This window comes from Pseudoalteromonas sp. AS71, from assembly GCF_038900275.1.
Taxonomy (GTDB): Bacteria; Pseudomonadota; Gammaproteobacteria; order Enterobacterales; family Alteromonadaceae; genus Pseudoalteromonas.
On sequence record NZ_JBBMQZ010000038.1, the window covers coordinates 1 to 26,366 of the forward strand.

Consider the following 26,366-nt stretch of genomic DNA (forward strand, 5'->3'; position numbering starts at 1 on the left):
CCTCGCTATGCGTTGGCGTTTCCCGTCTCAGTGGGGTCGCATTATAGGGAGATCCGAAAACAGATCAACCCTTTTTTTAGATCTTTTTACTGTTCGAACAAAAATAGAACAAAACCACGTAAAACTATATGAAACCCCGCCTAAGGTGATGCTTTTTTGTGCTCTTATTTATAATTTAATACAAATATCATTGCTATGTTTGATTTAGACGTTAAGATAGCAAGTTCACAATGTTAAATTAATGTTTATTTCCTGTTTATTGGTAGATCTAAAATGAAATTACCCGATCAAAAATCTTTTATCTTCTCTGTTATTCTTGCTGTAGTTGGTTTTGTTGTTGTTGAGTTTGCTTTAGGCGGCTTAGCTTTAAACCCTGCATTACTATTTGGTGCTGGTTTATTAATAGGTGCAATTGCTATTGCTGCAATTTCATCTGATGTGACTGAAGAAGCTGAAGTTAAAACAAAAACGCTTTATGTTGGTAACCTTCCTTATCGTGCAAACGAAGGTGTGGTTCGTGCATTATTTGAAGAACAAGGCAAAGTATTCAATGTTCGTTTATTAAAGGATAAGAATACTGGCAAACGTCGTGGCTTTGGTTTTGTTGAAATGGCGCAAGCTGATGCCGACAATGCAATTGCTAACTTGAACGATAGCGAGTTCCAACAACGTACTTTAAAGGTACGTGAAGCAAAACAAAAACAAGAAGATGATTCTAATGCTCTACGTACTGAGACGGATCAGTCAGTGTAACTAGCTTTACCGCTAGCTTATTGCTAAACACATCAGCCGTTGCATAATATTGCAGCGGCTTTTTTATGTCTGTCAGTTTATTCATACCTAAGTTAAGTTGCTTAAGTAGGTAGTCGACTCTGTTTGCTATCGCTACACCTGAATCAAGTAATTTAACCTTTCCTTCAAAATACTGACTAATAGGCTCTGCTAGTATTGGAAAGTGCGTACATCCTAATACAAGTACATCTATAGTTTTGTCTATATCTAGGTCATCAAGCACTTGATGCAACTTGTTTATATCCAAGGACTCTGTAAAAAAGTATTGCTCAGCTAAAGTTACTAACTCCACACTACTATATAGATTAACGATTACATTACGTGCATGTTCAGCAATTAATGTTTTAGTGTATGGACTGGCGACCGTGGCTGGTGTGGCTAATAAGCCAATATGATTTGAACGTGTTAGCTCTGCCGCAGGCTTTATTGCTGGCACAACGCCTACAATAGGAATATCCGTAATTTGACGAACAGCACTAAGTGCAGATGTAGAAGCGGTATTACACGCTATTACAATTAAATCAACGCTAAGCGTATTAGCTTTGATGAAATGAATAAGTGAGCATAATCGGTTAATGATTGTCTGCTGGGATTGAGCACCATAAGGTAGTAAAGCATTATCCATAAAATAGCTGTACTGAGCATTTGGGATACTGTGCTTTATATGCTCAAGTACAGTAGTTCCACCAATACCTGAATCAAAGACCATTATATGCGCTGACAAACTACTGTTCCCACTTTACTTTAAGAACGGCAGTTTGCCATGAGGTATTTATAAAAGAAAGTAGTTTAACTTTGCGTGGTTTCTAAATCAGCAAGATCGTCGGCTGCCGAATTTAACTGATTAAGGTTTTCGAACATAGACTTTGTGTAATCTACTAACTTATCTATTTGTTCCTGATCTTGATTTAACCACTGTAGAATGCCAGCTAGTTGATTTTGTAATCCAAGTTCGCCCGCTTTTTCAAAAGCATTTTTAAGGTCATCATTAAAGGGAGCTAAGCCCTCTGATACTTGTTTTTCTGGTGCCGGTTTATATTCTTCATAGCTTTTAACTGTGGCTATTGTTTTTGTTTGGCGTAAATCCATAGAAAAAGCCACCAGCTGGTCACTGTCTAAACTCAGCTCTTGAGCTTGTTCAAATGCTTCATCCAGGTCACCACCAAAAAATGTTTTACTTAAATCTTGTAAATCTTCCATCATCGCATTAATAGCTTCTTGCTCTTGCTCGTTTAAGTCACCATTAACCGACATCGAAAATGATACCTGTCGAGATTGCGATGATGAGCTTGCAAACGACTCGCTATTACTGTTTTGCTGATAGCCGCTTGCCGATTGAGATTCAAATGCATCTGCAAAGCTGATACTTACCTCATCACCTTCTGCGGTGGTAAATTTATACTCAGCATTACTCGTCATACTGACATATTGGGCCTGGCTTATATTTACGCTGGCAGGTTGTGGGTTAAATAATGACTCTTCAAACTCATCAAGCCCATTGTAAATACCCTCTTTAGATTTATTAATGCCCTCTTCCATGTCGTCATTAAATACGCCAGTTCCTTTGAGCTCATCAACCGCGTCATCGATCCCTATTTGGACTCCTTTGCGCGCGTCGCCTAACATATCTTTGAGCTTTTCGTCATCAGCGCCGTTAGCTTTTGCTTTATTAACAGCACTACTTACAAAATCGAGTACGTTTTTTACTATTTCATCAAAATCAAATAGTGGTTTATCTGCTTTTTTTTCTGCGATAGGTAATCCTAGCTGCTCAGCCATTTTATCGCCAAGCACCTTTGCGGCCAACTCTCGACCTCGTTGTTGATAGCTATCTTGAGGAGACGTAATTGTAGGTTGCTGTATATCAGCTTTATTGTTGAATTTATTGATGTTGTTGTTTGGCGTAAAGCCATAATTACCTATTTTCATGATTCGTCTCCTAACCGTGCGTAGTTTATTATCGGCTATAACACTAAAAACTAAAGTACAATGTTCAATAAAACAGCATAAATGCTAGCCAAAACTAGACAAATACGCAGCGCTCCCTACAATAGCGCCGATAAACAGATCTTAGATAAGGTAGTAGCGTTAATGGCAGTTATTAAAATAGATACCACACAGTACCAAGCGCAGTTAAGTGAAAAAGAGCAGCGTATTAGTGCACAGTTCCAACGTTTTGGTGTGGAGCAATTAGAAGTATTTAGCTCAGAGCCAACTAACTACCGCCAACGTGCTGAATTTAGAGTATGGCACGATGGTGACGATCTGTTTCACATTATGTTTGATCAACAAACAAAAGAAAAAATCCGTGTTGATACATTTGATCCCGCAGCGCCTCTAGTAGGTGAAATAATGCAGGTGATGATTGAGCATCTTAAGCCTTGTGAAATATTACGTCGTAAGTTATTTCAAATCGATTACCTATCAACGCTAAGCGGTGAAATTTTAGTAAGCTTGCTTTATCACAAACCACTTGATGATGAATGGTTAAGTGAAATTAAAGCGCTTAAAGAAAAACTAAGCAGTAAATACAAAATTGACTTTATAGGCCGCGCTCGCAAACAAAAAGAAGTGCTGGGTGATGACTTTGTAACTGAGCGTTTAACAGTTAATGGTCAAGAGCTTATTTATCAACAAGTAGAAAATAGCTTTACTCAGCCTAATGCAAAAGTAAATATTAATATGTTGGAGTGGGCACAAGATTTATGTAAGCCACTTAAAAATGATTTATTAGAACTTTATTGCGGTAACGGAAACTTTTCTATTGCGCTAGCAGGCTCTTTTAATAAAGTATTAGCGACGGAAATATCAAAATCATCTGTTCATTCTGCTCAATACAATATTGCTAAAAATAACGTAGAGAACTTAGATATTATTCGTATGTCTAGTGAAGAGTTTACTCAAGCAATGAATGGCGAACGTACTTTTTCTCGTTTAGACGGTATTGATCTTAAAAGCTATGACTGCCAAACCATATTAGTTGATCCACCGCGCGCAGGCATGGATGAATTAACGTGTGACTTAGTGGCTAACTACGAAAGCATAATTTATATATCGTGTAATCCAGAAACCCTTGAGCGTGACCTTGATCACTTAACACGTACGCACAACGTTAAGCGCTTTGCTATATTTGATCAGTTCCCTTATACGCATCACATTGAGTCGGGTGTTTTCTTACAGCGTAAATAACCAACCAAAATTAAAGTGCCAGTGCTTTTATAAGTGCTGGTATTTGCTCTTCACTAAATACTTGAATTTCATTCTTTATTAATAATGCTGCAGTTAAACCTAGACCTTCTATTTTTACTCCGCGATGCTTTCCATCATATATTGTATTTCGTCCGCAAGAAGGGCTCGATTCTTTAAGTAGAGCAAAACGAACTTTATTTTTTTTACAAAGTTCTAGCGCTATATTAGCCCCAGTTTGAAATTGCTCTGTTACATCTTCTCCTGAATTAGTAATTACTCTCCCCTGTATTATTTCAGCAGGAGCTCTAGGAGTAGATAGCCCACCAGCAACTTCAGGACAAAAGGATATTATTTTCTTATTAATTTGCCATACCCGTAATTGTGGATGCTGTAATGTTTGTCCTTTCCCATCATAACGAACAGGCTGCCCTAGCAAGCAACTCGATACTAATATTTTTTCCATTGCTACATCCTTATAAAGCAAAAAAGCTCCCTGAGGAGCTTTTTTAGTTTTAGCTAAATTTATTTGCTAGCTAAATAATTAATCAGTTTACCAATGTCTTCTGGCTCAGTAATACCCGACTCACGACCTAGGTTTAATTTATACTTACCATTTACAATAAATGTAGGTACGCCACGTAGTGCGCCTTTTTCTTTGAAGTAGTCCTGATCGCGTTTCATTTTAGAGCTCAGCGTACGTACCGAGAAGCTTTTGAAAAGTTTATCAAACTTATCGCCATCAACGCCCTGTGCTACAAATATATCTTTTACATCTGCAAGCTCATTAAATTTAGCGCGCTTGGTATGGATATGATTAAAGATTGCAGAGACAATTTTATCTTTTTGCGGAAGCACTTCTGCAGTAGCTAGTGCTTGGCTCATCATCTGTTGATTTTCAGGGTCACGTACACCTACAAAATCAACATGGCTCTTTTTAAATTTAACGTTTTTATCAAGCTTAGGCTTAAATTCACCAATTAATGCTTCCATGTTATTACATGCAGGGCAGTAAAATGAAAAAAACTCTTTAATTTCTGGCTTTTTAGTTGCTCGCTCAGAAACCACATCGTAATGCACGCCCTCTTCGTACGTTGCTGCAAAGCTTGTTGCCGCCATAGGAAGTAGTACTGCAAGCAAACCTGCTTTAACTAATTTAATCATTATTATGCTCCGAAATTTATAGTGCTAATAAAAACGCTACTAACTCATCAAGTTCTTTTTGGTTTTTGATGGTATTGAGGTTTATTTTATATTTATCGTTAACAATAAAAGTAGGTACACCTGTAAGTGCGCCTAATTTTGAATATTTATTTTGTTTGTTTTGCATTGCTTGCTCAGCCGAAATAACTGGCATGCTTGCAATTTCTTGATCAAACGTTGCGCTATCAATACCATTTACTTCAAGTAATTTTTTAACGTCTTTCATTTCAGTTAAAGGAGCACGCTGAACATGAATACTTTTAAAAATTTGATCGCTAATACTCTGCGCCTGACCATGCTGCTTAGCAATTAAGTAGGCAAAGCTTAAATTACTTTGTGCTTGTGGTGACACTCCACCTAAAAAGTTCACGTGGTTTTTAATAAACTCAGCACCTTCTGGTAGGCCTTGTTCAATTGCTTTTGCTACGGGTTCAAACTTAAAACAATGTGGACAGTAAAATGAGAAAAACTCGGTTACTTGTGGCGATGTACTTTTGTCTACATCAATAACAGTGTATTGATTATCAACTTCAAACTGTGCAGCAAGTGCTGCAAATGGTAAACATAAAAGTAATAAACTCAGTTTTAATTTTTTAAGCATGTATATCTCGTGTACTTGTTTTAAATAAAAGATTACGGCAATAACTTTAACGGCGCTTCTTGCAATGCTGCAAGTTGCTCCTTCAATGCTAAAATTTGTTGCTCCCAGTATTTGTCATCAGCAAACCATGTAAAGTTCCGCACAAAGGCAGGATCGCTCCATCGTTTAGCTACCCATCCCATATAATGGATAATACGCATCGCTCGCAGCGGTTCAATTAATTTGAGTTGAGAGTGATCAAAATCACAAAACTCTTCATACGCATTCACAAGGGTATCTAACTGTAACAGTTGCGTCGCTCTATCGCCACTGAGCATCATCCATAGATCTTGGATTGCAGGACCTTGGCGACTATCATCTAAATCTACAAACATGAGCGCGTCGCCTGCCCACAAAATATTGCCAACGTGACAGTCACCATGTAAGCGAATACTTTGTACATCTTTATACTGTTTTTGCGCCTGCTCTATCACTAAATCTAAAATAGTGTAAAAGGCGGTATTTATTCCCATAGGCACTAAATTACTTTTTTGAAGATGAACTTTGGCTGTATGCAAATATTCATCACAGGTAACTGTTGGCCTGTAAGTAAAAGGTTTTGTTTTAGCCACTTGGTGCATACGGCCAATTAAACGCCCCATTACATCAAGCTGATCTAAGTTATCAACCTCAAATAAACGCCCACCTACACTTGGAAACAACACAAACAAATAACCTTCGTGCTCAAACAAGCTTTGCCCATTATATAAAATAGGGGCAACAACAGGTACTTCCGCTTCAGCCAGTTCAAATGCAAAGTCATGCTCTTCTTGAATTTGCTCTTTACTCCAGCGCTCTGGGCGATAAAACTTCACTACGTAACGCAGACCATCATCGGCTTTAAATTGGTACACTCTGTTTTCATAGCTATTGAGTGCCAACAAACCAGATTCGGCGTACACACCTACGCTTTCTATTGCATCGAGTATTAGGTCAGGTGTTAAGTCAATAAAACTAAATTTATTCATACTCTTCTTATATAAAATAAAAAGCGGGTTATATACCCGCTTTTGTTAATTGCTATATCAACTCACCTATTTAAGGTAGGTTGTGATTATCGCGCTTTAAAAAAGTTACTCGACTGCGATATTGTCTCATCCGGCTTATCTACCGGTGAAAGCACAAAGTTAAACTCTGTCATCGACACCTTCAAATCATAAGGGTCCATTACAAGCGACAATGGCACGTTATGAGATTCCCCTGCCTGCACAGTAAATGACTGCTTACCAATATACTTAAAGTTATCTAACCCTTTTACTTTAATATTAAAAGTTTGCTCGTACTGCGCCTTGTTAATTACCTTTAATGTGTAGGTGTTCTCTACTAAACCATCAAAATCGACACGATATAATTGGTTTCGATCACGGATGATATCAAAGTCCATTGTTTTACGCAGTGCTATATTAGCTACAAGTGCCCCCGTAAGCACAACAAGTATGACCGTGTAACCAATGATTTTAGCTCTTAGTGGATTCGTTTTATTTTCTGGCGTTTCGAGGTTTCGCTCTGTCGTATATGAAATAAGCCCACGCGGGTATTCCATTTTATCCATTACGCCATCACACGCATCAATACATGCACCACAATTAATACACTCAGCTTGTAACCCATTTCTAATATCAATACCTGTTGGGCACACTTGAACACACAAGTTACAGTCGATACAGTCGCCTAGCTCTAAATCTTCATGATCTACTTTACGTGAACGAGGACCACGGCTTTCACCACGGCTTTCGTCATACGTTACGGTGTATGTATCTTTATCAAACATAGCTGATTGAAAACGTGAGTAAGGGCAAATGTGTAAACACATAATTTCTCGCATCCAACCGGCATTACCATAGGTACACGCAGCAAAGAAAATAATACTGACTAGTGCATAACCACCCACGTTAAACGTTACAAAATCAGGAAGTAACTCCCTTATTGGCGTAAAGTAACCCACAAAAGAAATAGCGGTATATAACGAAAACAATACCCAACTAGTATGCTTTGCCGTTTTACGCCAAAACTTATCAAAGTCCATGGGTCGTTGATCGAGTTTTTTACGCTGATTGGCAGTGCCTTCAAGCTTTTCCTCGAACCAAATAAAAATAAAAGTCCAAACAGTTTGCGGGCAAGTGTAACCACACCACACCCGTCCATAGAAGGTCGTCACTAAAAACAGCGCAAATGCTGCCAGCATAAAAATAAACGCTAATATGGTAAAATCTTGAGGCCATAGCGTTAAACCAAAAATATTGTATTTTTGACCAATTAGATCAAACAGCACAGCTTGCTGGCCATTAAAATTAATCCAAGGAAGTAACATGAACGCAAGTAGGCCTAAAAAGCCAATGCGCTGCCTAAGTAATTGATGTAGGCCTTTTACGGCACGCACATAAATACGATTTCGGGGATTGAACCTATCATCTTGACGGCTTAAATCCGGTTTTTGGATTTTCACCTCTACAGGGATATTCTTTACTTTAATTTGCTTGTCCATCGAAGTTCCTCAACGCCGCTTGGAAATAAAAATCCAGCAATACTCAAGTACTCTATACTTAAAGTTAGCAAGTTACTTGCTAGGCAGGTTTACTTTAATAAATTGCCTTCTCGAATACTTTCAGATATTTCAGAAATATCTGACTGCTGTTAACCATTATAACAATGTTGGTTAAAATTACTGGCATAGATTGCTAATAATTTATTCATCCCAGTTACTTGCTTTTAAAATGCAGTTTATTACACTGCATGGTAATTCAACCCTACTTAGATCAAGGTTTACGTATCCATGAAAAAATTTATTATTTTGGTCGTTGTGATCCTTGCCTTTTTTACAATCGATCATCCACTTATAAAAGAACCTCGCGAAAGGTTACTAGGTGAAGGCATTGGCTTTTTAAGTGATGCAAGTAAGGTTAATAGAAGCCCTGCTGCAAATATGGCTAAAAATAGAATTAGCACTCAACTTAAACTCTCTGAATCTGAGGGTGAGTACGTAGAAAAAACGTTTACAACAGATGACTCTGTACAGTTATTTCACTTACGCTATTGTCGTGAACGTGACTTAAACCTTTATTTTTATGACAATCGTTTAAATACGGTATGTAAAATAGTGACTGAAGCATTAGAGCAAAAGCGAGCAAAGTAGTGGATTTTTCAGGATTAAATAAAAAAGCAAGCGACTCATTTCATAAACAGCGCAATATGCTCAAGCAATTAGCACAAGGCAAAACGTTAAAGTGTGATAAGTGTAATGGGGTTTTAACACTTGATTTAGCCACCAGCGAGTCTGGTAAAGGCATGGTAAAGTGCAAGCAAGGCTGTACTGATATTGTATTAGAACTAAGCGCTTAGATTAACTAAGCGCTTAAACTCAAGCTATTCGTCCCAACTGTCATCAGTTATTAAACCACTGTTAATGGCCACAACTTCTATAAGTTCTGCAAAGCCTAGTGCAAAGTCACCCATTGATTCATATTGATACTGGCATAAGGCTTCTTTAGTCATACTATTTTGCTGGGCAATCTGTGTAATTGCCTGCTGATCAAGAGCAAAAAAGCTCAGTGTGCTTAGTGCACTCTCTAATGCTTCTTTAAATTCTGCATCTAACTCAGGCGCATTTAAAAGTGGCTCTGCATATGCTTTAGTAGCCACTAAAAAACCTTCGCTCCATGGTTTACAAAATTCAAGAGTAAACTCAACGGGCAGCTTGTATCCTGTTTCAAATACTTGCTCACTAATTTTATGGTATAGCGCCATAAACAAAAAAAGCATTTCTTCATCTAAATCATTGGCTGTATTTGGTAATATCTGCTCAAGCCACTCATGCACATCTAATGGGGTGGGCGAGCAAATAACGCCAAATAAATAGCCTTGGCTTTGCTCAAGGTTCATTGCTTTAGATTGCGTATTTAAAAATGTGCTGAGCTGCTTTGCTTGCAGCTCAGTAAATTGGGGTATTTGCATTAAAACTCTTTATATTCAAATATTAAAAGTTGAGCGGATAACGACCTTGGCTATCTGGTCGGCCTAAAAACTTAACCGCATCATGTACATCTTTAGGTAAGCTAGCATCTGGTTTTACATAGCCTGCCACACTAAAGTCGAAATTAGCTTTAAGTGTAGCATCTGCCTCAAGGCCAAGCGTATTATCTGGGTCAATTAATATAGCAACGTCGCCCGACTTACAACTTAATTTACCAGCCAGAGGACCAATATTAAACCATCCATTTAAGCCTTGTACGTCAATATTAGGACTCGCTATTTCGCCTTTTAGTGAATCACAATAAGGTGCACCTGAGCTGTATTCATCAAGTTCTAAAATTACACGCCCTTTCGCTGTTACAGGCAGAGGAAGTTGCACGCGTTGCATTGCACGCTCTACCGTTGAGCGTACTAGGCCGTCAGTCACTTTAACTTCTTTATTAAAAAGCCCGTAGCTTACATCTGCGTAACCCGAAATATCACTACGCTCTCGTGCATTACCAAATTTCACGTTCGCATTTAGCTTACCTGTAAATAACTTCCAGCCAGCAATGTCCCAGCGCACATTATTTAACTGCTCACCATCAAAGCGAACTTGCATCATTTGACCTTGCCAAATAGTACCTACAGTTTGCCCGACTTCTAATTGCTTTGGAAAATACGGTTTTGCGACATCTAGCGCAATACTTGCTGGTAATTTAATAATACAAAACACAATAAAACTAATTAAAAAGACAGCCGATAACGTTATTATTTTTTTCATTAATTAATTCTCTAATACCAAACGGCTTACACGCACATAGCCTGATTTATCATCGCGGCTTAAATCTAAGTTTTCGATTTTTAAGCCATGTTGATTCACTAGTTCATCTAACCACTCTATTAACTGATTAAATTCTACAGAATCTAACGTCAAACGTAGTGAATCACTACTTGGCTGCATTTTACTAATACTTATTTGATGGCGTCCACGTGTAGAATTAACAATTTGGCTTAAGTTTGCATTGCTAGCAACACTGGTGTTACCCGCAGCCTTTAGCTTAACAATACTTTCATCAACCCAAGCTAATAGCTCTTGTTGTTTAATTTGAGATTGCTGTGCCTTTTCTATCGCATTGTTTAATGGTCTAAATATTCCCATTACTAAAACAAAAATAATAAACACGCCACCAGCGACCATTACCAATTGTTGTTCTTGCTCTTTGAGCGAGCGCCATTGTTGCATTAACTGCTTTTTCATACTGCACCTCGCAGTTTAATTTCGCCAACTACATAATCACCGTCGTTATTTAAAGACCCTTGCTCAACCGTTAAACCTTGTTTTTCAAGTATGATTTTTACTTTACCAAAGGTTTGGAAGTCTTTCGCGCGTGCACGAATACGCAGCTCATTGCGACGTTTGTCATAACGAAGTGTTTCAGGTGTAAATTCACTGACTTGAGAAAATACGTCAACTAAATTAGTCGTTAAGTCTAAAAAGCCCGACTCACTTGAGCCTTGCACTTTATCTAAAGCGCCTTTAATTTGGCTTTTAATTAGATTAGGGCGAACTTTAGTTCCCGGAAATGCTTTTTGGTATCTGTCGACTACTTGAGCCTTAGCTACTTCTAGTTGTGTATTAAGTTGATGCAGCTCAATCGCTTTTATTGTAATTGTAGAGACCAATGCAACACTTGCTATAGTTGCTGCGCCTTTCCAGTAACCCCACCATAAAGAACTTTGTTTTTTAAGCTGATACATACCTTGGCGTAAGTTAAACTTAACGCTATCTAACTGCTTTGCAAATAATGCTAGAGGTAAGTCATACTCACTCGTTTGCGCTTGTAAGTTAACGCTTTCTGGAAACTGACTAGCTGGGCTGAAATGTTTAATATCAGGATTACCCATGGCTGTTAAGTAGCCATTTAACCAACTAGATTCAACCGCACCAATATGCCATTGCCCTTGCTTAAATAACCATTGGCTATTTAGCTCGATAGCGGTGACTGCGCCATCATCTGCAAGCGGTAACAACAAGGCATCGGGTAATATTCTGTATACTGATAAATTATGCTCAGCAAATAATGCGAGCCATTGTTCAAACCATTCACGGTCTGTCATTGCTACTCGTATTGCATGTTGCTCACCAAGCATTGTCGGCTGCGCTACAGCTATAAACAGTTCATCTACGTCACATGCTATATCTTCTTCGAGCATATATGGCAGTGCTTGCTCAAGCTTGCGATTCCATTTTGTTGGCAAAGCGACCGTTTTTAATTGCACTTGGTCACTTGGTAATAACACGACAACTTCTCGGGTAAGCGCTCTTTCACTTAGCTCACTTAAATGCTCTGCATTTGGTAACTCGCCACTAGCTATTATTTCTTGTTCTTGTGGTGAGTAAATTAACCAGTTAAGTAATTCTTGCTCGTTTTGACCCGTGCGGATCAACAGTATTTCTGTCACTGTACGCCTCCAAATTTTCGCGCCAGTATCGTTACGTCACCGTCTTTAGCGTGCAGTAATGTGGTCATCGAAAAACGCAGGTCGACAAAATTTGCCTGCGTTTGTAATTTAAAATATTCGCTTTTAATACTAAATAAACTTTTTACTGAGTCGGTATTAGTACCGCCTTGCTGCTTCACCTGTTCAAAAAATTCATCAATGGTGTCAAAGCCAGTTTGCGGTCTTGCACCTATCACAGCCTCTGCGCCAGATAAGCTCAAGCTTTCTATTAAGGCACTTAGTATAAGAGCTTGCTCTGGAATTAATGTATTTACGTTAATAGATAAAAGCGTACTGCCGGGTATTACACATACATATGGCAATACTTTTTCCATCACTAATGGATTAAAGCCCTTAACTAAGCGCAGCTCCGATGTTGATGCAAATAAACTATTGGCTGTCATATACGGAAAATCTCGTGATAAATACTCGTCTTCCTCTGCGCCTGAGCGATACGTTATGCTGTCCTCGTCAAGCCAATCGAATACGCTATCTGCCATTGTCTCTTCTGATTCATCAGCAGGTAAATCTTCAATATTTTCAAGTAATGCAAATAGTGCTTTATGCGCAGGGTTTGTTTTACTCGCGCTGTTTGTATCTGGCGCTATAGCTAAAGCATTTAAATTTAAACATGCTTGTAAATCAGTAATTTTGCCACTTAACGTGCCGTTATCAACAGGGTATGAAGCATCACCTTGAGTTGCCCAAACTTGATCAAGTGTTGTTTTATCGGCATCATCTTTTTTACTTTGTATTAGCCCTTTAATAGCAAGCTCTTCTGCACCGTAGGCGTACCATTTAGCTTGCTGATGACCTTGCAAATTAGTACTTTTTTGCACTTGCACCATTAAATTAGCACTCATTTCTACAGCTAAAATAGCCGCTAATGCCACAATAAACAAAACAATAACAAGTGCTGCGCCGCGCGATGATTTCTGCTTAACCATTATTCACGCTCGTATCTTGTGTTGTGCTTGGTGGAGCAACAACCTTGCCCTGCCCTGGTACTAAAAATACTCGACGAATTGGCTCTGCTTTTATTTGTTGCAACGTAACAGCAACCGCTTTAGGAAGCGCTTTAATTTCCCATTGTTCTTGCCATTCGTTTTTATCATCCAAAAACTCAAACTTAAGCTCTTCAATATTTTCCAGTACACGTTGAACCCGCGGCTCCATATTATCAAGCTGATCAACATAAACCCGATAAACACGCTCAAGGTTATCGTCTATCACTCTATAACCGACGGCTTGTAGCTCAGAGCGTGGTAATAAATTTATTGGATTTATCCAACCATCTCGTACAAACGCAATACCATCGTACTGGCTTTCTAAAACATAACGACCAGCCAATAAGTATTGCTCTTGAACATCGCCCGACTCATTGCGAACTGCGCGTTTGGTCATTTGGCTAAAATCTTGATCCATCAACCTAAATGTTGTTTGCAATCCATTTAGCTCAGTAATTTTTTCATCTGAGGCATCTTTTGCTCTTGTTGTCGTCTCGAGTATTTGATGAGTAGCAATAATAACAAAAGCTAAAATACCCAGTGCAACCATAACTTCGAGTAATGTAAACCCGCGCTGCTTCACTTACTTTTTGCCTTTATTGAGATACGTTGATAACTCATATGCCGAATGCTCATACTTTTCATCCGTAAAAACATTGATTGTTAGCTTAACAAAGCTCTTATCAGCGGTAGCGGTTACTTCTTGTTGCCAAAACCATTCAACGCCGCCCATTACTTCGCTGCCTTTAAGGTTATTTTTACCTTGCCATTGCTCACCTTTTGTACGTTGTTCAATAATAACGTTTTCGGCGACCCACGATGCGTAGGTTTGTTCTTCAATAGTGGTTAAGTGATGTATATGCTCGCTTGTTGCTTGCATTGCCGCTATGCCCGCCATGGCGCAAATACTTAATGCGACAAGCACTTCTAATAAGGTAAACCCTTTAGTATGCTTCATTATTCTGGTTCTCGGCGAAAGTTAATGGGTGCTGTAAATTCACCTTCAATGTAATACACAGGCTCACTTTGATCTTTTAACTCTAATATAAGCTGAAACGCACTTACTTCACCTGATGACAAAATAAGTACTTGTGGGATTTTCAGCTTTTTGAGCTCAAGTAAACTGTCTTCATCGCCACCACTCATAAGCTCGCGCCAGTTAGATTGCTCTAAGAGATTATCTTGCGCCCACGCTAAATCTTCTAAATTAAGAGTAAGCTTTAATCTTTCATCTAACTCGATAGGTTTAAAAAGATCTTCACGGTCAAAGGTAATCCACTTTTCACCATCGAAAACTAAATATTCTAGCGTGTTGTCTTCAACTAACAATCCCAATTCAACTTGGTTTAAAATAGCAAATTCAGATGCCATATTAATGGTGGTATGCAGCCTGAGTGCTTGAGTATCTAATTCTTCCTCCGCACCGCCTTCTAAGCTGTATACCACCATTTTGGTGGCAAAAGCGATGATCACTAGTACCACTAAAATTTCTATTAAACTAAAGCCGCTGCTTTTTGTATGACACTGCTTAAGGCTTGCTTTCATAGCAAGCCTCTAGCAATAACATGTTCATACAAAACGATGTACTTGAGCATTATTGTTTTTCTTCGTCCCAGTTACCGATATCGTCATCAGTACCTACTTCTCCATCTGGGCCCATAGAAAAAATATCAAACTTGCCAATTTCACCTGGGCTAATTAGTTGATATAGATTGCCCCATGGATCCTCTGGTAGTTCATTAATAAAACCACCGTCAGGGAAACGCTTTGGAACCGGTTCAATACTTGTTTGAGTTACTAGCGCTTCAAGACCTTGCTCTGTGCTTGGGTAGCTCTTATTTTTAAGCTTGTATAAGCTCATTGCATCTTCTAATTGCTGAATATCTAGATGCGCTTTATCGATAGCGGCCTCTTCTTGCTGGCCCATAATGTTAGGTGCAACAATTGACATAATCATTCCGATGATAACCAGTACCACCATTACTTCTAGTAAAGAAAAACCTGATTGTTTATTCACGTAATTACCTCATTATTCTAAAAACACTAAGTAAAAATGGTTTAGGTAAAACCATTAATATATTTAAAAATTATTTTAACTTAAAGTCCAACAGCTTTATTCATAGCCATTATTGGCTGTAATATTGCCATTACTATAAATAATACAATAACCGCCATTGAAGCGATCATCGCAGGCTCTAGTAGTTTAAGCGATACATTAACCATGCTCTCAAATTCGCGATCTTGGTTATTTGCAGCACGCTCTAACATTTGCTCTAGTTCACCTGATTTTTCACCACTTGCTATCATATGCAGCATCATTGGTGGAAACAACTTAGTTTGCTGAAGTGCAGCTCTTAAGCTTGCACCCTCACTCACTCTATCGGATGCATCAGCAACCGCTTTTTTAATCTTTTCGTTAATGAGTACGCCACCCGATATACGCATTCCCTCAAGCAGTGGCACTGAACTTGATGATAAAATACTTAAAGTACGCGCAAAACGTGCGGTGTTAATACCACGAGCCACTTTACCTATGCCTGGCATATGTAGCACTCGGTCATCCCACCAAAAACGTATTTTTGGCTGTTTAAGTGCATGCTTAATACCAATAGCGATTGCTGTGATGGCTATTAAACTAATAAACCAGTAATTTTGCACAAAATGGCTACCCGCCATAACCCATTCGGTTGTCCAAGGGAGTACTTGTTTCGTTTTTTCAAACGTTTTTAATATTTTTGGTACCACCGTACCCAGTAATACCGACACAATACCAATTGCAAATACCACTAAAATAATAGGGTAAACCATAGCCTGAGTTATTTGGCTACGCATATGTTGGCGCTGCTCGGTATAGTCGGCTAAACGATTAAGTACTTGATCAAGGTGGCCCGACTTTTCGCCTGCGGCTACCATTGCACGATATAAGTCGTCAAAAACATGAGGAAACTCACTAAGACCATCGGCAAGGGTGTAACCTTCAACTACTTTTGAACGTACCGACATAAGCATACGCTTTAAACGCGGCTTTTCACATTGTTCAGCAACAGCCATAACTGCGCCTTCAACAGGGAGTGCCGATTGTATCAATGTTGCTAATTGGCGGGTTATAAGCGCTAAGTCTGAGGTTGAAATTGTTGGTTTAAAAAAGCCACCGAATAAAGGGGCTTTTTCACCTTTGACTTGTTTGTCACTTTGCGCCGCAGGAACAACTTCAAGCGGCGTTAGTTTTTGGTCACGCAAAGTTTGGCGGATTTGTTTAGCTGTATCAGCTTCTAAAATGCCTTTTTTTTCTTTACCTCGGCCATCTAAGGCACGGTATTCAAACGCCGCCATAGTTAGCCTTCCTCACGGGTAACACGCAATACTTCTTCAAGTGTTGTTTTACCTGCAAGTACACGGCTACACCCATCTTGGCGAATACTTGGGCTGCGCTTACGAATGTATTTTTCTACGCTTTGCTCGCCTTTACCGTTGTGAATCATTTCACGTATTGTTTCATCAACTACAAGTAACTCGTGAATACCGGTACGACCACGATAGCCATTAAAATTACACTCCTCACACCCTACTGCTCGGTAGATTGTAGGTTGGCTTTCAAAAGGAGTGCCTAACAGCTGGCATTCATGCTCATCAGCCGTGTGACCTTCTTTACAGGTATTACACAATGTACGTACTAGCCGTTGCGACAACACACCGAGTAATGAAGATGAAAGTAAAAATGGCTCAACACCCATATCTTCCATACGTGTAATTGCACCCGATGCAGTATTAGTATGCAAAGTAGACATAACAAGGTGACCGGTAAGTGACGCTTGAACACCAATTTGCGCAGTTTCAAGGTCGCGTATTTCACCTACCATTACTACATCAGGATCTTGTCGTAATATTGCACGTAAACCACGAGCAAATGTCATATCAACTTTTGCATTAACTTGAGTTTGCCCAATGCCTGGAATTTCGTACTCTATCGGATCTTCAACAGTAAGAATGTTACGATCGCGTGAGTTAATTTGACTCATACCAGCATATAGGGTGGTACTTTTACCAGAACCTGTTGGTCCTGTTACTAAAATAATTCCGTGAGGTTTACTAATTAAATCTGAAAACAATGCACGATTTTCTGCAGTCATACCTAAGTCTTCAAGGTTTAAACGCGCGTTATTTTTATCAAGTAAACGCAGTACTACACGCTCACCAAAGCTCGACGGCATTGTTGATACACGCACATCAACTGCACGTCCGGCAATACGTAAACTAATACGGCCATCTTGTGGGATACGTTTTTCGGCTATATCAAGCTTAGCCATTACTTTAATACGAGATACAAGTAACGACGCAAGTTTCCGATTAGGCTTAAGGACTTCTTTAAGTACGCCATCGACCCTAAAGCGAATAACAAGCTCTTGCTCGAAGGTTTCGATATGAATATCAGAAGCCCCTTCTTTAATCGCTTCACTAAGCATGGCATTAATAAGCTTGATGATTGGCGCGTCATCGTCACCAGCTAGTAAATCTTCTGTTTGCGGAAGTTCATCAGCAAGTGAGAATAAATCAACCTCATTGCCAATATCTTCCATCATTTGTTGCGTTTCAGAGCTATCACGTTGGTATGACGCTTCAAGCAATAGCTCAAACTTATCATCAGCCAATTGCTCAAGTGTAAAACCATGGCCTGCGATACGACGTACTTCTAATAGTACTTCCACGTCTAGCTCACCACGGTAGTAAACTATACGGTGATCTTTATTTTTGCCAAGTAACACACCTGCACGTTTTGCATAGGAAAACGGCAAACGCTTTGCTGGTAACTCAACTAACACATCACTCGTTAATAGCTCATCCTGATTATGCGTTTGAGGATGAACCACATCTTGGTTTATCTCTTGAATCGCATTAGTCATCTTTACGCTCTTGTGCATTTTGTTTACGTAGAGACTCTTCATACGTAGGTGGAAGTACTAATTCGTCATTCCACTCAGGTAAAATAGGCGTATCAGTCATTGGCATTAACTCAATACCGTCTTCTTTTTGTTTAAACTGCTCACCACGAATAAAGTTATATTTATTAAAGCTTAACTTATTCATGCTCACACCATCACGAATAATGGTTGGTCGAATAAACACAATAAGATTACGCTTACGGCGTGTTGTGTTTGTTGATCTAAACAAATGACCTAAAATAGGAATATCGCCTAATAACGGCACCTTAGAAACACTTTCTTGTACGTCTTCGTCAATTAAGCCACCCAGTACAACCATACCGCCATCATCGGCCATAACCGTTGTTTTGATTGCACGTTTATTAACTGAAATATCAACAGCAGTTGCACCACTTACACTTGATACTTCTTGCTCAATTGTAAGCTGTACTGCAGAGCCATCGTTAATCTGTGGCGTAACTATCAGTTTAATACCGACTTCTTGACGCTCAACCGTTTGAAATGGGTTAGCATTATTACTGCCCGTTTGTGAGCCTGTAATAATAGGCACTTCTTGACCAACTAAAATTGAGGCTTCTTCGTTATCCATTGTAGTAATAGAAGGTGTAGCCAAAATATTTGAATTTGTATCAGTGGCAACAGCCTGAATAATTGCGCCCCAGTCATTTTTAACAACACCCAGCGCTAAACCATTAATACCACTAAGCAAGGAGGCTAATGGGCCATAGTCACCTTCTGTTGTTTCTGTAAATGGCGTCACTGTACCTGATTCAGTTCCTATTATATTTTTAGTTACGGTTGTATCTTGTGCTTGCTCTGCAGCAACAGCTAATGAACCAACAGGAACCGTAGTGCCATTGTTAAATTGCAACATGCCGCCCTGCTCAGAAATCCACTGCAGGCCTAAGTTAACCCCGTCACCTTCCATTACCTCGATAATAATGGCTTCTACAAGTACTTGTGCACGGCGAATATCAAGACGTTCAATTACCGACTCAAGCGAGCGCATTGTATCTGGCTGTGCGGTGATAATTAGTGAATTTGAATCTGGGTGAGCTTCTATACTGCTTTCGTTGTTACTTCTGCTACGAGTCTTAGTGGTACCGCCTTGTGCATCTTCAACAAGTGACTTACTTACGCCTTGCAGTACTTTTACTAAATCTTCAGCTTTAGCATAATTTAGGTAAAACACCTTGGTATTACCTTGGCTTTCTAATTCGCCATCTAAGCGCTTAATAAGCTCTATGGCACGTGTACGTGCTTGGCCTTCACCACTTACAATAACGCTATTAGTTCGGCCATCAGCGACTACTTTTGGAATTAAAAACTCAGGTACGCTGCCTTTGCCGCTGTCTTTATAAATATTGTCTACCACAGAGACAACATCATCTGCTGTTGCATATTTAAGCTTAACAATGTCTACACGCTTATCACCCGCCTGATCAACAGAGCGAATAATCTCAACTAAGCGATTAACCGATGCAGCATGCCCCGTTAACATCATTACGTTAGCCGCGTTAAAGTTAGCAACATGGCCGCCATCTTTTTGATCGCTAAATTGACGAACTAAAGGGCCTAGTTCTTGTACGCTCACATTTTTGACACGTACAACACGTGTAATCATCATATCGCCGCTAGCTTCGTTACCTTCGGTAATAAGTGGCACATTTGATTTTTTGGCGTCTGAACTTTTTTCTACCTTAAGAATGCCATTGTCCATTTCAACAGCTGAGTAGCCATAAACTTCCAATACATTTAAGAAGAACTGGTAATAAAGCGCTTCGTCCATTAACTCATAACTGCGAACATTTACTTTGCCGCGCACGTTAGGGTCAATAATTACTGTTTTATTGAGATTTTTACCAACAATATTAATAAACTCGTTGATATCAGTGCCTTTAAAGTTAGCAGCATATTCAACAGCAGAAACAGACAAAGAAATACTTGCCGCCAAAAAAAGTGCCGCGTACTTAGCTAACCCTTTTTTAATTTTTTTGAGGTGTAGCACCTGAACCATTATATTAAAACTCCAAAGCTAAATTATTGCAGACTAAATTGCACATCAATTTGTTCACCATCACGTTCTATAGTGATATTGGCATCTGTACTATTACGCAGCTCGTTAATAGCTGACATAGCCTGTTTTAAATCTGTTAATTGATAGCCATTTATAGAAATAGCCAAATCGTTATTTTTTAATCCCATTTGCTTAAACAGTTCAGGTTCTTTACCTGGACTTAAGCGATATCCAATTAGTTCACCATCATTCATAGCCTGTGAAACACGTATATAGTCAAATAACTTGCCCGGTTCTTCGAGTAACTCTTCACGTGTTTCTATAATTGCTTCTTTAACGTCTGGGTCTGCGGTGGCGTCTATTTGTAATTCACTTGGCTCTAATTTTTGCGGACCCATTTCGGCATCGTCACGCGCAGCGAGTACAGGCATAGATACTTTTTTACTAAAATCGAGCCCATCAAGCATTAATGTTTCAAAACCTCCATTAATACCTAAAATAACACGATCAGGCAGTATCTGCGCTACTTCAGCGCGCGTGCCAAGTACAACTTCTTCAACAAGGTAGCTTACTTGCTTACCTTGTGATTCAATAATTGCTATGCCTGCTTGGTCATCATTATTAACAGCTACAATACCGGTTAAATTAATACTTAGGCGTGTTTCTGGCGCATTATTTATAACCTGCGATTGTTTTGCAGTATTATTGTTATTTGTTACAGTTTTTTTACCAAATAAAAATTGCTCAATAATATGCTGCGCTGAGTTATTGCTCGCACCAGATGGCTGATTAGCATAATGAGTAGGAGTAAGTAGAGTTACTGGTGGTTTCGGCCATAAAAGCCAGACAAGCTTTGATAATAAAAATGCAAGATAAACAACAACTAACAGTGTCACTAATGCACTTAATTTAGCATGCGGTAACCGCGTTAAAAATTGTTTTAGTTGTTGGATTTGCTGTTCCATAAATAGTGTTCTTATTTTAATTTACTGCGTTAGCGCGTACCCATAGTACCCTTTCATTTTTCTTTCAACAAGCACACTAATATTAAACTTTGTAAACAGATTAAATTAACTTTACATAGTAGTACAAAAAGTAAACGGCTGTTGTAATACCTTCATCCTACGATGATTTCATGATAAATTTTAAGCTATAAAAACGTGGGGGAATGCCTTATGAGTAAAAAAAGTAATGCTAATACCAACTCAGACCATGCAGATGAGTTAAAAGTTCGATTAGATAAATGGTTATGGGCTGCACGATTTTATAAAACTCGTGCTGTTGCACGTGAAATGGTGCAAGGCGGCAAAGTACATTATAATGGCCAACGTACAAAAGCGAGCAAAATAGTAGATGTTGGTGCAAAAGTAAAACTTGCTCAGGGTGTAGATGAAAAACTGATAACTATACTCACAGTGCTTGAAAAACGTCAAAGCGCCCCCATTGCACAGACCATGTATCAAGAATCTGATGCAAGTATTGCTAAACGCGAAGAAAACAGCATCGCACGCAAAAATAACAGTTTTTTTGCTCCTCATCCGGATAAAAAACCAGATAAAAAGCAAAGACGCGAACTTTTAAAAATGAAATCAAGTTAGGTATAGCCACTCATGCAACAAGATTTACTTCACCGTTATTTATTCAACGAACTAGATGTTCGTGGCGAACTCGTACAAATCGAGAATGCTTATAATGAAATGATTGCCGACCACAATTACCCAGACCCTGTTAAAGCATTACTAGGTGAGCTACTTGTTGCAACCTGTTTACTAACCGCAACTTTAAAGTTTGAAGGTGAAATTGCAGTACAGCTTCAAGGTGATGGCCCTGTTAAATATGCTGTTATAAATGGTGATGACAAACAAAACATGCGTGGTATTGCACGCCTGCAAAGCGAAATTACGGGTACAACTGTAAAAGAGCTTATTGGCCAAGGCTATATGGTGATCACTATTACACCAAGTAAGGGTGAACGTTACCAAGGTATAGTGCCCTTAGAGCACGATACTCTGAGTGAATGTATAGAAAGTTACTTTGAGCAATCAGAGCAATTAAAGACACGTCTTTGGTTTGCAACCGACACAACTGAAGGTAGCGCAAAAGCATGTGGTCTATTTTTACAAGTACTCCCAGTTGATAAACAAAAATCAATTGAAGACTTTGCGCACTTAGAAGCATTAAGTAACACCATTAAAGATGAAGAGTTGTTACATCTTGATGCAAATACAGTCCTTACACGTCTTTACCACGAAGATAACCCTCGTGTATTTGAGCCTCAAGCGATTAAATTCAAATGCGGTTGTAGTCGTGATAAAACAATTACTGCACTTGTTAATATTGGACAAGAAGAACTACTTAAAGACGTAACCGAAAAAGGGTCTGTTAATATTAACTGTCATTACTGTTTAAAAGAGTATGTTTTTAACGAACAAGATATAAAAAGCATTTTCAACTAAATATTCAGCTTCATCTATATATAGTAATTAAAGCCGCATAATATGCGGTTTTATATTATAAAAAGATGATACCGGTGTCATCTTTTCTGCTAATTTCATGACACCGGTATCATTGAAATTATTCATGTTTTTTCTTAAATATATGTGTTTTTAGAGGCTTTACGGGCTCGAATATCTTAAAACCTTCTGTTACTATAATTTCAGTTTAAGGGCACTGATAACCCCAGAGCTATCCGTTCAAACTCTCACACATAGTTAGGTATAAACATGACTACAGGCGCTACACGTTTTGTCGATTTAACCGCAGCTGAACTTGTCGAGCATGCGATCCGCCGTGGCGAAGGTACTTTAGCCGCAAATGGTGCTTTTGTTGCAATTACAGGAAAACGAACTGGTCGTTCACCAAAAGATCGTTTTATTGTACAAGAAGCTACAACTCAAGATGACATTCAATGGGGCAATGTTAACCGCCCATTTGATGCAGACAAATTTGACGCTTTATGGGCTCGCGTAGAAGCACATGTTCAAAGTAATGACCACTTCACCTCTCACCTAGAAGTTGGCGCAGACCCTGAGCATTATCTACCTGTAGTCGTAACTACAGAAACCGCGTGGCACCATATTTTTGCCAAAAACATGTTTATCGAACCGCAAAACTATAACGCTTCAAACTTACCGCAATGGCAAGTAATGAACGTTCCTTCGTTTGTATGTGAGCCAGAACGTGATGGCACAAATAGCGATGGCACCGTCATTATTAACTTTGCACAGCGTAAAGTATTACTAGCTGGTATGCGTTACGCCGGTGAAATGAAGAAATCGATGTTTTCTGTGCAAAACTTCCTACTACCAGCAAAAGGTGTATTACCAATGCACTGCTCTGCTAACGTTGGTGAAGCAGGCGATACAGCATTGTTCTTCGGTTTATCTGGTACAGGTAAAACAACGCTTTCAGCAGATCCAACTCGCTTTTTAATTGGTGATGACGAACACGGTTGGGCACCTGGCAGCGTGTTTAATATTGAAGGCGGTTGTTATGCTAAGTGTATCGACCTGTCACAAAAGAATGAGCCTGTAATTTGGAATGCTATTCGCTTTGGCACTATTTTAGAAAATGTAGTGCTAGATGAAAAAGGCATTCCAGATTTTAACGATACTAGCCTTACTCAAAATAGCCGTGCAGCATATCCACTTGAACACGTTGAAAAACGTAAAGTAGAAAACCGCGCAGGCGAACCAAAAGCTGTTGTATTTTTAACTTGTGATGTAAGCGGTGTATTACCACCAGTTTCTATACTTAGCGAAGAAGCTGCTGCTTTTCACTTTTTAAGTGGATACACAGCAAAAGTTGGCTCTACTGAAATTGGCTCTACTAGCGATATTGAATCAACATTTTCGACATGTTTTGGCGCACCATTCTTCCCACGCCCTGCTGGTGTTTACGCTGAGCTTCTTATGAAGCGTGTACGCGAGTTTGGCGCTAAAGTGTACCTTGTGAATACAGGTTGGACTGGCGGCCCTTACGGCACAGGTAAACGTTTTGATATTCCAACTACTCGTGCAGTAATTGATGCAATCGTATCTGGTAAATTAGCGGGTGTTGAAACTCAGCACATTGATGTTTTAAACCTAGATGTACCAGTAGCCGTTCCTGGTGTAGATACTAACTTACTTAACCCAATCAATACTTGGGAAGACAAAGCTAAGTACAATGAATATGCAGCAAAACTAGCCGCTGACTTCACTGAAAACTTTGCTAAGTACGACGTATCAGACGATATAAAAAATGCAGGACCTAAAGCTTAAGTAAACTTTAAGATTGTATTTTAACGCCAGTCTAGAGCTGGCGTTTTTACTTCTTAAATAATTAATTTAATAAGTGCGACAAAATGCCGCACGAATCATATCAAAAACCATATAATATACTCCATAATCAAACACTTCTTAATGCCCAATAAATCTGCATTACCCGTTACGGCTACTCAATTGATGACACCAAAGCTTTCATGGCGAAAAACCTCAAGACGATTACATTTGTACTTAGGCCTCTCGGTAGGCGTATTACTCACTATTATTAGCCTTTCTGGCTCCGTGTTAGTTTATTACCCACAAATAGACTCACTGTTAAATCCAATTAATGACACTACTACTAATACAAAAATACCTGATTGGGATAAAGCATACAGTAAGTTAAGGAAAAATTTCCCTTCAAAGCTCGGACCATGGCGATTAGAAAATACAGGTGTGAATTCAATTGTACCCGCACGCTACTATAACCCTATAGAAACAAAAGAGCATGGCTTTGCGCCTTTAATGGTTTGGCTATCTAGTGATAACGATGAAGTAATACGCAAAGACTACTGGGGGGAATACCTAGTAACTTGGATATACAACTTACATTTTTCATTACTAACAGGAGCAACAGGCACTCTAGTTGTTGGTTATATAGGCATAGCCACATTACTTCTTATTATCTCTGGATTCTTTGCTTGGTTTCCAAAACCTGGGCAATGGATAAAATCGTTAAAATTTAAACGTCGCAGTTCTAAAATAGGTCTACTTTATGACTGGCATAAACTTATTGGTTTGGCTTTGTGCATACCATTATTAGTTTTAACTGCTACAGGCGTTATGCTCGCTATTCCAAAACAAACGGACCCTGTATTAATCGCTCTAGTTAGCAATATAAACTCTCCCTCAAAAACACAAATGCAAGCTAACAAACAATCCAATATTCCTTTATCAAAAGCGATCTTAATAGCTCAAAAAGCATTACCAAGTGCGCGTTTAGCTTGGATTGAAACACCCTCAAACTTAAATGCGATTTACAGATTCAGGTTTCAAACTGACAATGACCCTTCTTATCGCTTCCCGCATAGCTATATCGAAGTTAATGCGTCTACAGGGGAACTAGAGAGCCTGTTTAATATAGATAAGCAAAGCACGGCTAGTAAAATTAAAAACTGGTTACACCCTCTACATGACGGCAGCATTGGCGGTAACATTTTAAAAGTAATTTGGGTGTTGAGTGGCTTAGGATCTACTACATTGTTTTTTATTGGACTATATAGATGGTTAGTTAGAACCAATATAAAATAAACTTTACGCCAATCTACCTAGTTAAATGATCTATTTGAGGAAAAATCCTTTATTTCGTTGTTCTCGTCATTGACTTCTAAATTGCTCAACCTTCAGTCTCCATGCAATCGCATATCAGAAATTATTAACGCAATTAGCGTCAAGTTCAATCCACCAAATTGATTAGGTATTATTGCCGATTAGTATAATTATCAGGTATGTGTATTTATTCTGCACGCGCTATAACGCCAGTTATTTAGAGATGTAATGCGGTAAATAACATTGATGAGCTTAGCACCAGGTAATACTCGTTATTCATTGTTTAATAATATATTTAGATGATGCTATATACTTATAGGAACGTCTAATAAGGGTACTGAATAGTTAGGGCAAGGTTTTATTCAATGTGAAGCAGCTGCATTTATGGAAACATCTACAGGGCTAGATAGTCAGAGTGAAATTACGATCGTATGATTTTAGTGTCAGGAGTCGCTTCGCTCGCCCGGCCTACGCGATAGATGTTGATGTGAGTGTTAACTGCGCGCATTTTACTTTTCTGCAGACGTAAAAAAGCCCGACTCTTTCGAATCGGGC

28 protein-coding genes are annotated in these 26,366 nt (G+C 39.0%); 8 read left to right on the forward strand and 20 right to left on the reverse strand.

The features are described from left to right. Window positions 1-273: 273 nt before the first annotated feature. Complete coding sequence (locus WNY98_RS19840) at window positions 274-753, forward strand: RNA-binding protein (RefSeq protein ID WP_024596401.1); 480 nt, start codon at window positions 274-276, stop codon at window positions 751-753. Here WNY98_RS19840 and murI read toward each other — a convergent pair. Continuing rightward, the gene (murI, locus tag WNY98_RS19845; RefSeq protein ID WP_342878746.1) at window positions 716-1,516 is read right to left on the reverse strand and encodes a glutamate racemase; all 801 of its coding nucleotides are present in this window, start codon (window positions 1,514-1,516) and stop codon (window positions 716-718) included. The genes WNY98_RS19840 and murI overlap by 38 nt on opposite strands. Window positions 1,517-1,581: 65 nt before the next feature. Further along, on the reverse strand, window positions 1,582-2,721 hold the full coding sequence (locus WNY98_RS19850; RefSeq protein ID WP_076926102.1) for a DUF5610 domain-containing protein: 1,140 nt from the start codon (window positions 2,719-2,721) through the stop codon (window positions 1,582-1,584). Window positions 2,722-2,883: 162 nt separating this feature from the next. On the opposite strand from WNY98_RS19850, the gene trmA reads away from it, so the two are divergent. After that, window positions 2,884-3,981, forward strand: a complete 1,098-nt coding sequence (gene trmA, locus WNY98_RS19855; protein WP_076926104.1) for a tRNA (uridine(54)-C5)-methyltransferase TrmA — start codon at window positions 2,884-2,886, stop codon at window positions 3,979-3,981. Between the two features lie 10 nt (window positions 3,982-3,991). Here trmA and WNY98_RS19860 read toward each other — a convergent pair whose 3' ends face one another. From WNY98_RS19860 to ccoG, 5 genes are all read right to left on the reverse strand, one after another. Beyond that, window positions 3,992-4,444 carry a DUF523 domain-containing protein gene (locus WNY98_RS19860; protein ID WP_342878747.1) on the reverse strand — a complete coding sequence of 151 codons (453 nt, stop codon included), beginning with the start codon at window positions 4,442-4,444 and terminating at the stop codon, window positions 3,992-3,994. A 59-nt stretch (window positions 4,445-4,503) separates the two neighbouring features. Further along, complete coding sequence (locus WNY98_RS19865; protein WP_076926100.1) at window positions 4,504-5,142, reverse strand: thiol:disulfide interchange protein DsbA/DsbL; 639 nt, start codon at window positions 5,140-5,142, stop codon at window positions 4,504-4,506. A gap of 16 nt (window positions 5,143-5,158) precedes the next feature. Then, complete coding sequence (locus tag WNY98_RS19870; RefSeq protein ID WP_007586563.1) at window positions 5,159-5,782, reverse strand: thiol:disulfide interchange protein DsbA/DsbL; 624 nt, start codon at window positions 5,780-5,782, stop codon at window positions 5,159-5,161. Between the two features lie 32 nt (window positions 5,783-5,814). Next, window positions 5,815-6,789: a serine/threonine protein kinase gene (locus WNY98_RS19875; RefSeq protein ID WP_342878748.1), complete on the reverse strand. Its 975-nt coding sequence runs from the start codon at window positions 6,787-6,789 to the stop codon at window positions 5,815-5,817. Between the two features lie 86 nt (window positions 6,790-6,875). Next, window positions 6,876-8,306 carry a cytochrome c oxidase accessory protein CcoG gene (gene ccoG, locus WNY98_RS19880; RefSeq protein WP_342878749.1) on the reverse strand — a complete coding sequence of 477 codons (1,431 nt, stop codon included), beginning with the start codon at window positions 8,304-8,306 and terminating at the stop codon, window positions 6,876-6,878. Window positions 8,307-8,594: 288 nt separating this feature from the next. On the opposite strand from ccoG, the gene WNY98_RS19885 reads away from it, so the two are divergent. Together WNY98_RS19885 and WNY98_RS19890 are read left to right on the forward strand one after the other, a co-directional pair. Continuing rightward, window positions 8,595-8,954 (forward strand): hypothetical protein, encoded by a 360-nt coding sequence (locus WNY98_RS19885; protein ID WP_024597718.1) that lies wholly within the window; start codon window positions 8,595-8,597, stop codon window positions 8,952-8,954. Continuing rightward, window positions 8,954-9,160: a hypothetical protein gene (locus WNY98_RS19890; RefSeq protein ID WP_342878750.1), complete on the forward strand. Its 207-nt coding sequence runs from the start codon at window positions 8,954-8,956 to the stop codon at window positions 9,158-9,160. The genes WNY98_RS19885 and WNY98_RS19890 overlap by 1 nt, the downstream gene beginning before the upstream one ends. Window positions 9,161-9,184: 24 nt before the next feature. Here WNY98_RS19890 and WNY98_RS19895 read toward each other — a convergent pair whose 3' ends face one another. The 13 genes from WNY98_RS19895 to gspC all read right to left on the reverse strand — a co-directional run bounded on the left by WNY98_RS19895 (window position 9,185) and on the right by gspC (window position 21,203). Next, a complete protein-coding gene (locus WNY98_RS19895; RefSeq protein ID WP_024597720.1) occupies window positions 9,185-9,772 on the reverse strand; it encodes a UPF0149 family protein in 588 nt (195 codons plus the stop codon). A gap of 22 nt (window positions 9,773-9,794) precedes the next feature. Further along, a complete protein-coding gene (locus WNY98_RS19900) occupies window positions 9,795-10,553 on the reverse strand; it encodes a type II secretion system protein N (protein WP_342876717.1) in 759 nt (252 codons plus the stop codon). Between the two features lie 3 nt (window positions 10,554-10,556). Further along, window positions 10,557-11,030 (reverse strand): type II secretion system protein M, encoded by a 474-nt coding sequence (locus WNY98_RS19905; protein WP_024597722.1) that lies wholly within the window; start codon window positions 11,028-11,030, stop codon window positions 10,557-10,559. Next, window positions 11,027-12,235: a type II secretion system protein GspL gene (gene gspL, locus WNY98_RS19910; protein ID WP_342878751.1), complete on the reverse strand. Its 1,209-nt coding sequence runs from the start codon at window positions 12,233-12,235 to the stop codon at window positions 11,027-11,029. Before gspL ends, WNY98_RS19905 begins: the two co-directional genes overlap by 4 nt. Beyond that, entirely contained in the window at window positions 12,232-13,221 is a 990-nt protein-coding gene (gene gspK / locus WNY98_RS19915) for a type II secretion system minor pseudopilin GspK (protein WP_024597724.1), read from the reverse strand. The genes gspL and gspK overlap by 4 nt, the downstream gene beginning before the upstream one ends. Next, complete coding sequence (gspJ, locus tag WNY98_RS19920) at window positions 13,214-13,864, reverse strand: type II secretion system minor pseudopilin GspJ (protein WP_170072982.1); 651 nt, start codon at window positions 13,862-13,864, stop codon at window positions 13,214-13,216. Before gspJ ends, gspK begins: the two co-directional genes overlap by 8 nt. Beyond that, window positions 13,865-14,239, reverse strand: coding sequence for a type II secretion system minor pseudopilin GspI (gene gspI, locus WNY98_RS19925; RefSeq protein ID WP_024597726.1), 375 nt, complete (start codon window positions 14,237-14,239; stop codon window positions 13,865-13,867). Continuing rightward, window positions 14,239-14,826: a prepilin-type N-terminal cleavage/methylation domain-containing protein gene (locus WNY98_RS19930; RefSeq protein WP_024597727.1), complete on the reverse strand. Its 588-nt coding sequence runs from the start codon at window positions 14,824-14,826 to the stop codon at window positions 14,239-14,241. The genes gspI and WNY98_RS19930 overlap by 1 nt, the downstream gene beginning before the upstream one ends. A gap of 49 nt (window positions 14,827-14,875) precedes the next feature. Beyond that, on the reverse strand, window positions 14,876-15,298 hold the full coding sequence (gspG, locus tag WNY98_RS19935) for a type II secretion system major pseudopilin GspG (protein WP_007586585.1): 423 nt from the start codon (window positions 15,296-15,298) through the stop codon (window positions 14,876-14,878). Window positions 15,299-15,378: 80 nt separating this feature from the next. Then, window positions 15,379-16,614, reverse strand: coding sequence for a type II secretion system inner membrane protein GspF (gene gspF, locus WNY98_RS19940; protein WP_342878752.1), 1,236 nt, complete (start codon window positions 16,612-16,614; stop codon window positions 15,379-15,381). Window positions 16,615-16,616: 2 nt separating this feature from the next. Then, window positions 16,617-18,182 (reverse strand): type II secretion system ATPase GspE, encoded by a 1,566-nt coding sequence (gspE, locus tag WNY98_RS19945; RefSeq protein ID WP_024605967.1) that lies wholly within the window; start codon window positions 18,180-18,182, stop codon window positions 16,617-16,619. Next, the gene (gene gspD, locus WNY98_RS19950) at window positions 18,175-20,238 is read right to left on the reverse strand and encodes a type II secretion system secretin GspD (protein WP_342878753.1); all 2,064 of its coding nucleotides are present in this window, start codon (window positions 20,236-20,238) and stop codon (window positions 18,175-18,177) included. Before gspD ends, gspE begins: the two co-directional genes overlap by 8 nt. A gap of 23 nt (window positions 20,239-20,261) precedes the next feature. After that, on the reverse strand, window positions 20,262-21,203 hold the full coding sequence (gspC, locus tag WNY98_RS19955; protein ID WP_024598237.1) for a type II secretion system protein GspC: 942 nt from the start codon (window positions 21,201-21,203) through the stop codon (window positions 20,262-20,264). 210 nt (window positions 21,204-21,413) lie between these two features. On the opposite strand from gspC, the gene hslR reads away from it, so the two are divergent. The 4 genes from hslR to WNY98_RS19975 all read left to right on the forward strand — a co-directional run bounded on the left by hslR (window position 21,414) and on the right by WNY98_RS19975 (window position 25,793). Next, window positions 21,414-21,836 carry a ribosome-associated heat shock protein Hsp15 gene (gene hslR, locus WNY98_RS19960; RefSeq protein WP_024598238.1) on the forward strand — a complete coding sequence of 141 codons (423 nt, stop codon included), beginning with the start codon at window positions 21,414-21,416 and terminating at the stop codon, window positions 21,834-21,836. A gap of 12 nt (window positions 21,837-21,848) precedes the next feature. Beyond that, a complete protein-coding gene (gene hslO / locus WNY98_RS19965; protein ID WP_076926093.1) occupies window positions 21,849-22,694 on the forward strand; it encodes an Hsp33 family molecular chaperone HslO in 846 nt (281 codons plus the stop codon). A gap of 267 nt (window positions 22,695-22,961) precedes the next feature. Next, window positions 22,962-24,500, forward strand: coding sequence for a phosphoenolpyruvate carboxykinase (locus WNY98_RS19970; RefSeq protein WP_076926092.1), 1,539 nt, complete (start codon window positions 22,962-22,964; stop codon window positions 24,498-24,500). Between the two features lie 141 nt (window positions 24,501-24,641). Further along, window positions 24,642-25,793, forward strand: a complete 1,152-nt coding sequence (locus tag WNY98_RS19975; RefSeq protein WP_342878754.1) for a PepSY-associated TM helix domain-containing protein — start codon at window positions 24,642-24,644, stop codon at window positions 25,791-25,793. The last annotated feature ends 573 nt before the right edge of the window (window positions 25,794-26,366 follow it).

What these genes read in the sequence shown, in the direction of transcription:
- WNY98_RS19840 (WP_024596401.1), top strand. Translation starts at nt 274, where the DNA reads ATGAAATTACCCGATCAAAAATCTTTTATCTTCTCTGTTATTCTTGCT.
- WNY98_RS19850 (WP_076926102.1), bottom strand. Translation starts at nt 2,721, where the DNA reads ATGAAAATAGGTAATTATGGCTTTACGCCAAACAACAACATCAATAAA.
- trmA (WP_076926104.1), top strand. Translation starts at nt 2,884, where the DNA reads ATGGCAGTTATTAAAATAGATACCACACAGTACCAAGCGCAGTTAAGT.
- WNY98_RS19860 (WP_342878747.1), bottom strand. Translation starts at nt 4,444, where the DNA reads ATGGAAAAAATATTAGTATCGAGTTGCTTGCTAGGGCAGCCTGTTCGT.
- WNY98_RS19865 (WP_076926100.1), bottom strand. Translation starts at nt 5,142, where the DNA reads ATGATTAAATTAGTTAAAGCAGGTTTGCTTGCAGTACTACTTCCTATG.
- WNY98_RS19870 (WP_007586563.1), bottom strand. Translation starts at nt 5,782, where the DNA reads ATGCTTAAAAAATTAAAACTGAGTTTATTACTTTTATGTTTACCATTT.
- WNY98_RS19875 (WP_342878748.1), bottom strand. Translation starts at nt 6,789, where the DNA reads ATGAATAAATTTAGTTTTATTGACTTAACACCTGACCTAATACTCGAT.
- ccoG (WP_342878749.1), bottom strand. Translation starts at nt 8,306, where the DNA reads ATGGACAAGCAAATTAAAGTAAAGAATATCCCTGTAGAGGTGAAAATC.
- WNY98_RS19885 (WP_024597718.1), top strand. Translation starts at nt 8,595, where the DNA reads ATGAAAAAATTTATTATTTTGGTCGTTGTGATCCTTGCCTTTTTTACA.
- WNY98_RS19895 (WP_024597720.1), bottom strand. Translation starts at nt 9,772, where the DNA reads ATGCAAATACCCCAATTTACTGAGCTGCAAGCAAAGCAGCTCAGCACA.
- WNY98_RS19900 (WP_342876717.1), bottom strand. Translation starts at nt 10,553, where the DNA reads ATGAAAAAAATAATAACGTTATCGGCTGTCTTTTTAATTAGTTTTATT.
- WNY98_RS19905 (WP_024597722.1), bottom strand. Translation starts at nt 11,030, where the DNA reads ATGAAAAAGCAGTTAATGCAACAATGGCGCTCGCTCAAAGAGCAAGAA.
- gspK (WP_024597724.1), bottom strand. Translation starts at nt 13,221, where the DNA reads ATGGTTAAGCAGAAATCATCGCGCGGCGCAGCACTTGTTATTGTTTTG.
- gspI (WP_024597726.1), bottom strand. Translation starts at nt 14,239, where the DNA reads ATGAAGCATACTAAAGGGTTTACCTTATTAGAAGTGCTTGTCGCATTA.
- WNY98_RS19930 (WP_024597727.1), bottom strand. Translation starts at nt 14,826, where the DNA reads ATGAAAGCAAGCCTTAAGCAGTGTCATACAAAAAGCAGCGGCTTTAGT.
- gspF (WP_342878752.1), bottom strand. Translation starts at nt 16,614, where the DNA reads ATGGCGGCGTTTGAATACCGTGCCTTAGATGGCCGAGGTAAAGAAAAA.
- gspE (WP_024605967.1), bottom strand. Translation starts at nt 18,182, where the DNA reads ATGACTAATGCGATTCAAGAGATAAACCAAGATGTGGTTCATCCTCAA.
- gspD (WP_342878753.1), bottom strand. Translation starts at nt 20,238, where the DNA reads ATGGTTCAGGTGCTACACCTCAAAAAAATTAAAAAAGGGTTAGCTAAG.
- gspC (WP_024598237.1), bottom strand. Translation starts at nt 21,203, where the DNA reads ATGGAACAGCAAATCCAACAACTAAAACAATTTTTAACGCGGTTACCG.
- hslR (WP_024598238.1), top strand. Translation starts at nt 21,414, where the DNA reads ATGAGTAAAAAAAGTAATGCTAATACCAACTCAGACCATGCAGATGAG.
- hslO (WP_076926093.1), top strand. Translation starts at nt 21,849, where the DNA reads ATGCAACAAGATTTACTTCACCGTTATTTATTCAACGAACTAGATGTT.
- WNY98_RS19970 (WP_076926092.1), top strand. Translation starts at nt 22,962, where the DNA reads ATGACTACAGGCGCTACACGTTTTGTCGATTTAACCGCAGCTGAACTT.
- WNY98_RS19975 (WP_342878754.1), top strand. Translation starts at nt 24,642, where the DNA reads ATGCCCAATAAATCTGCATTACCCGTTACGGCTACTCAATTGATGACA.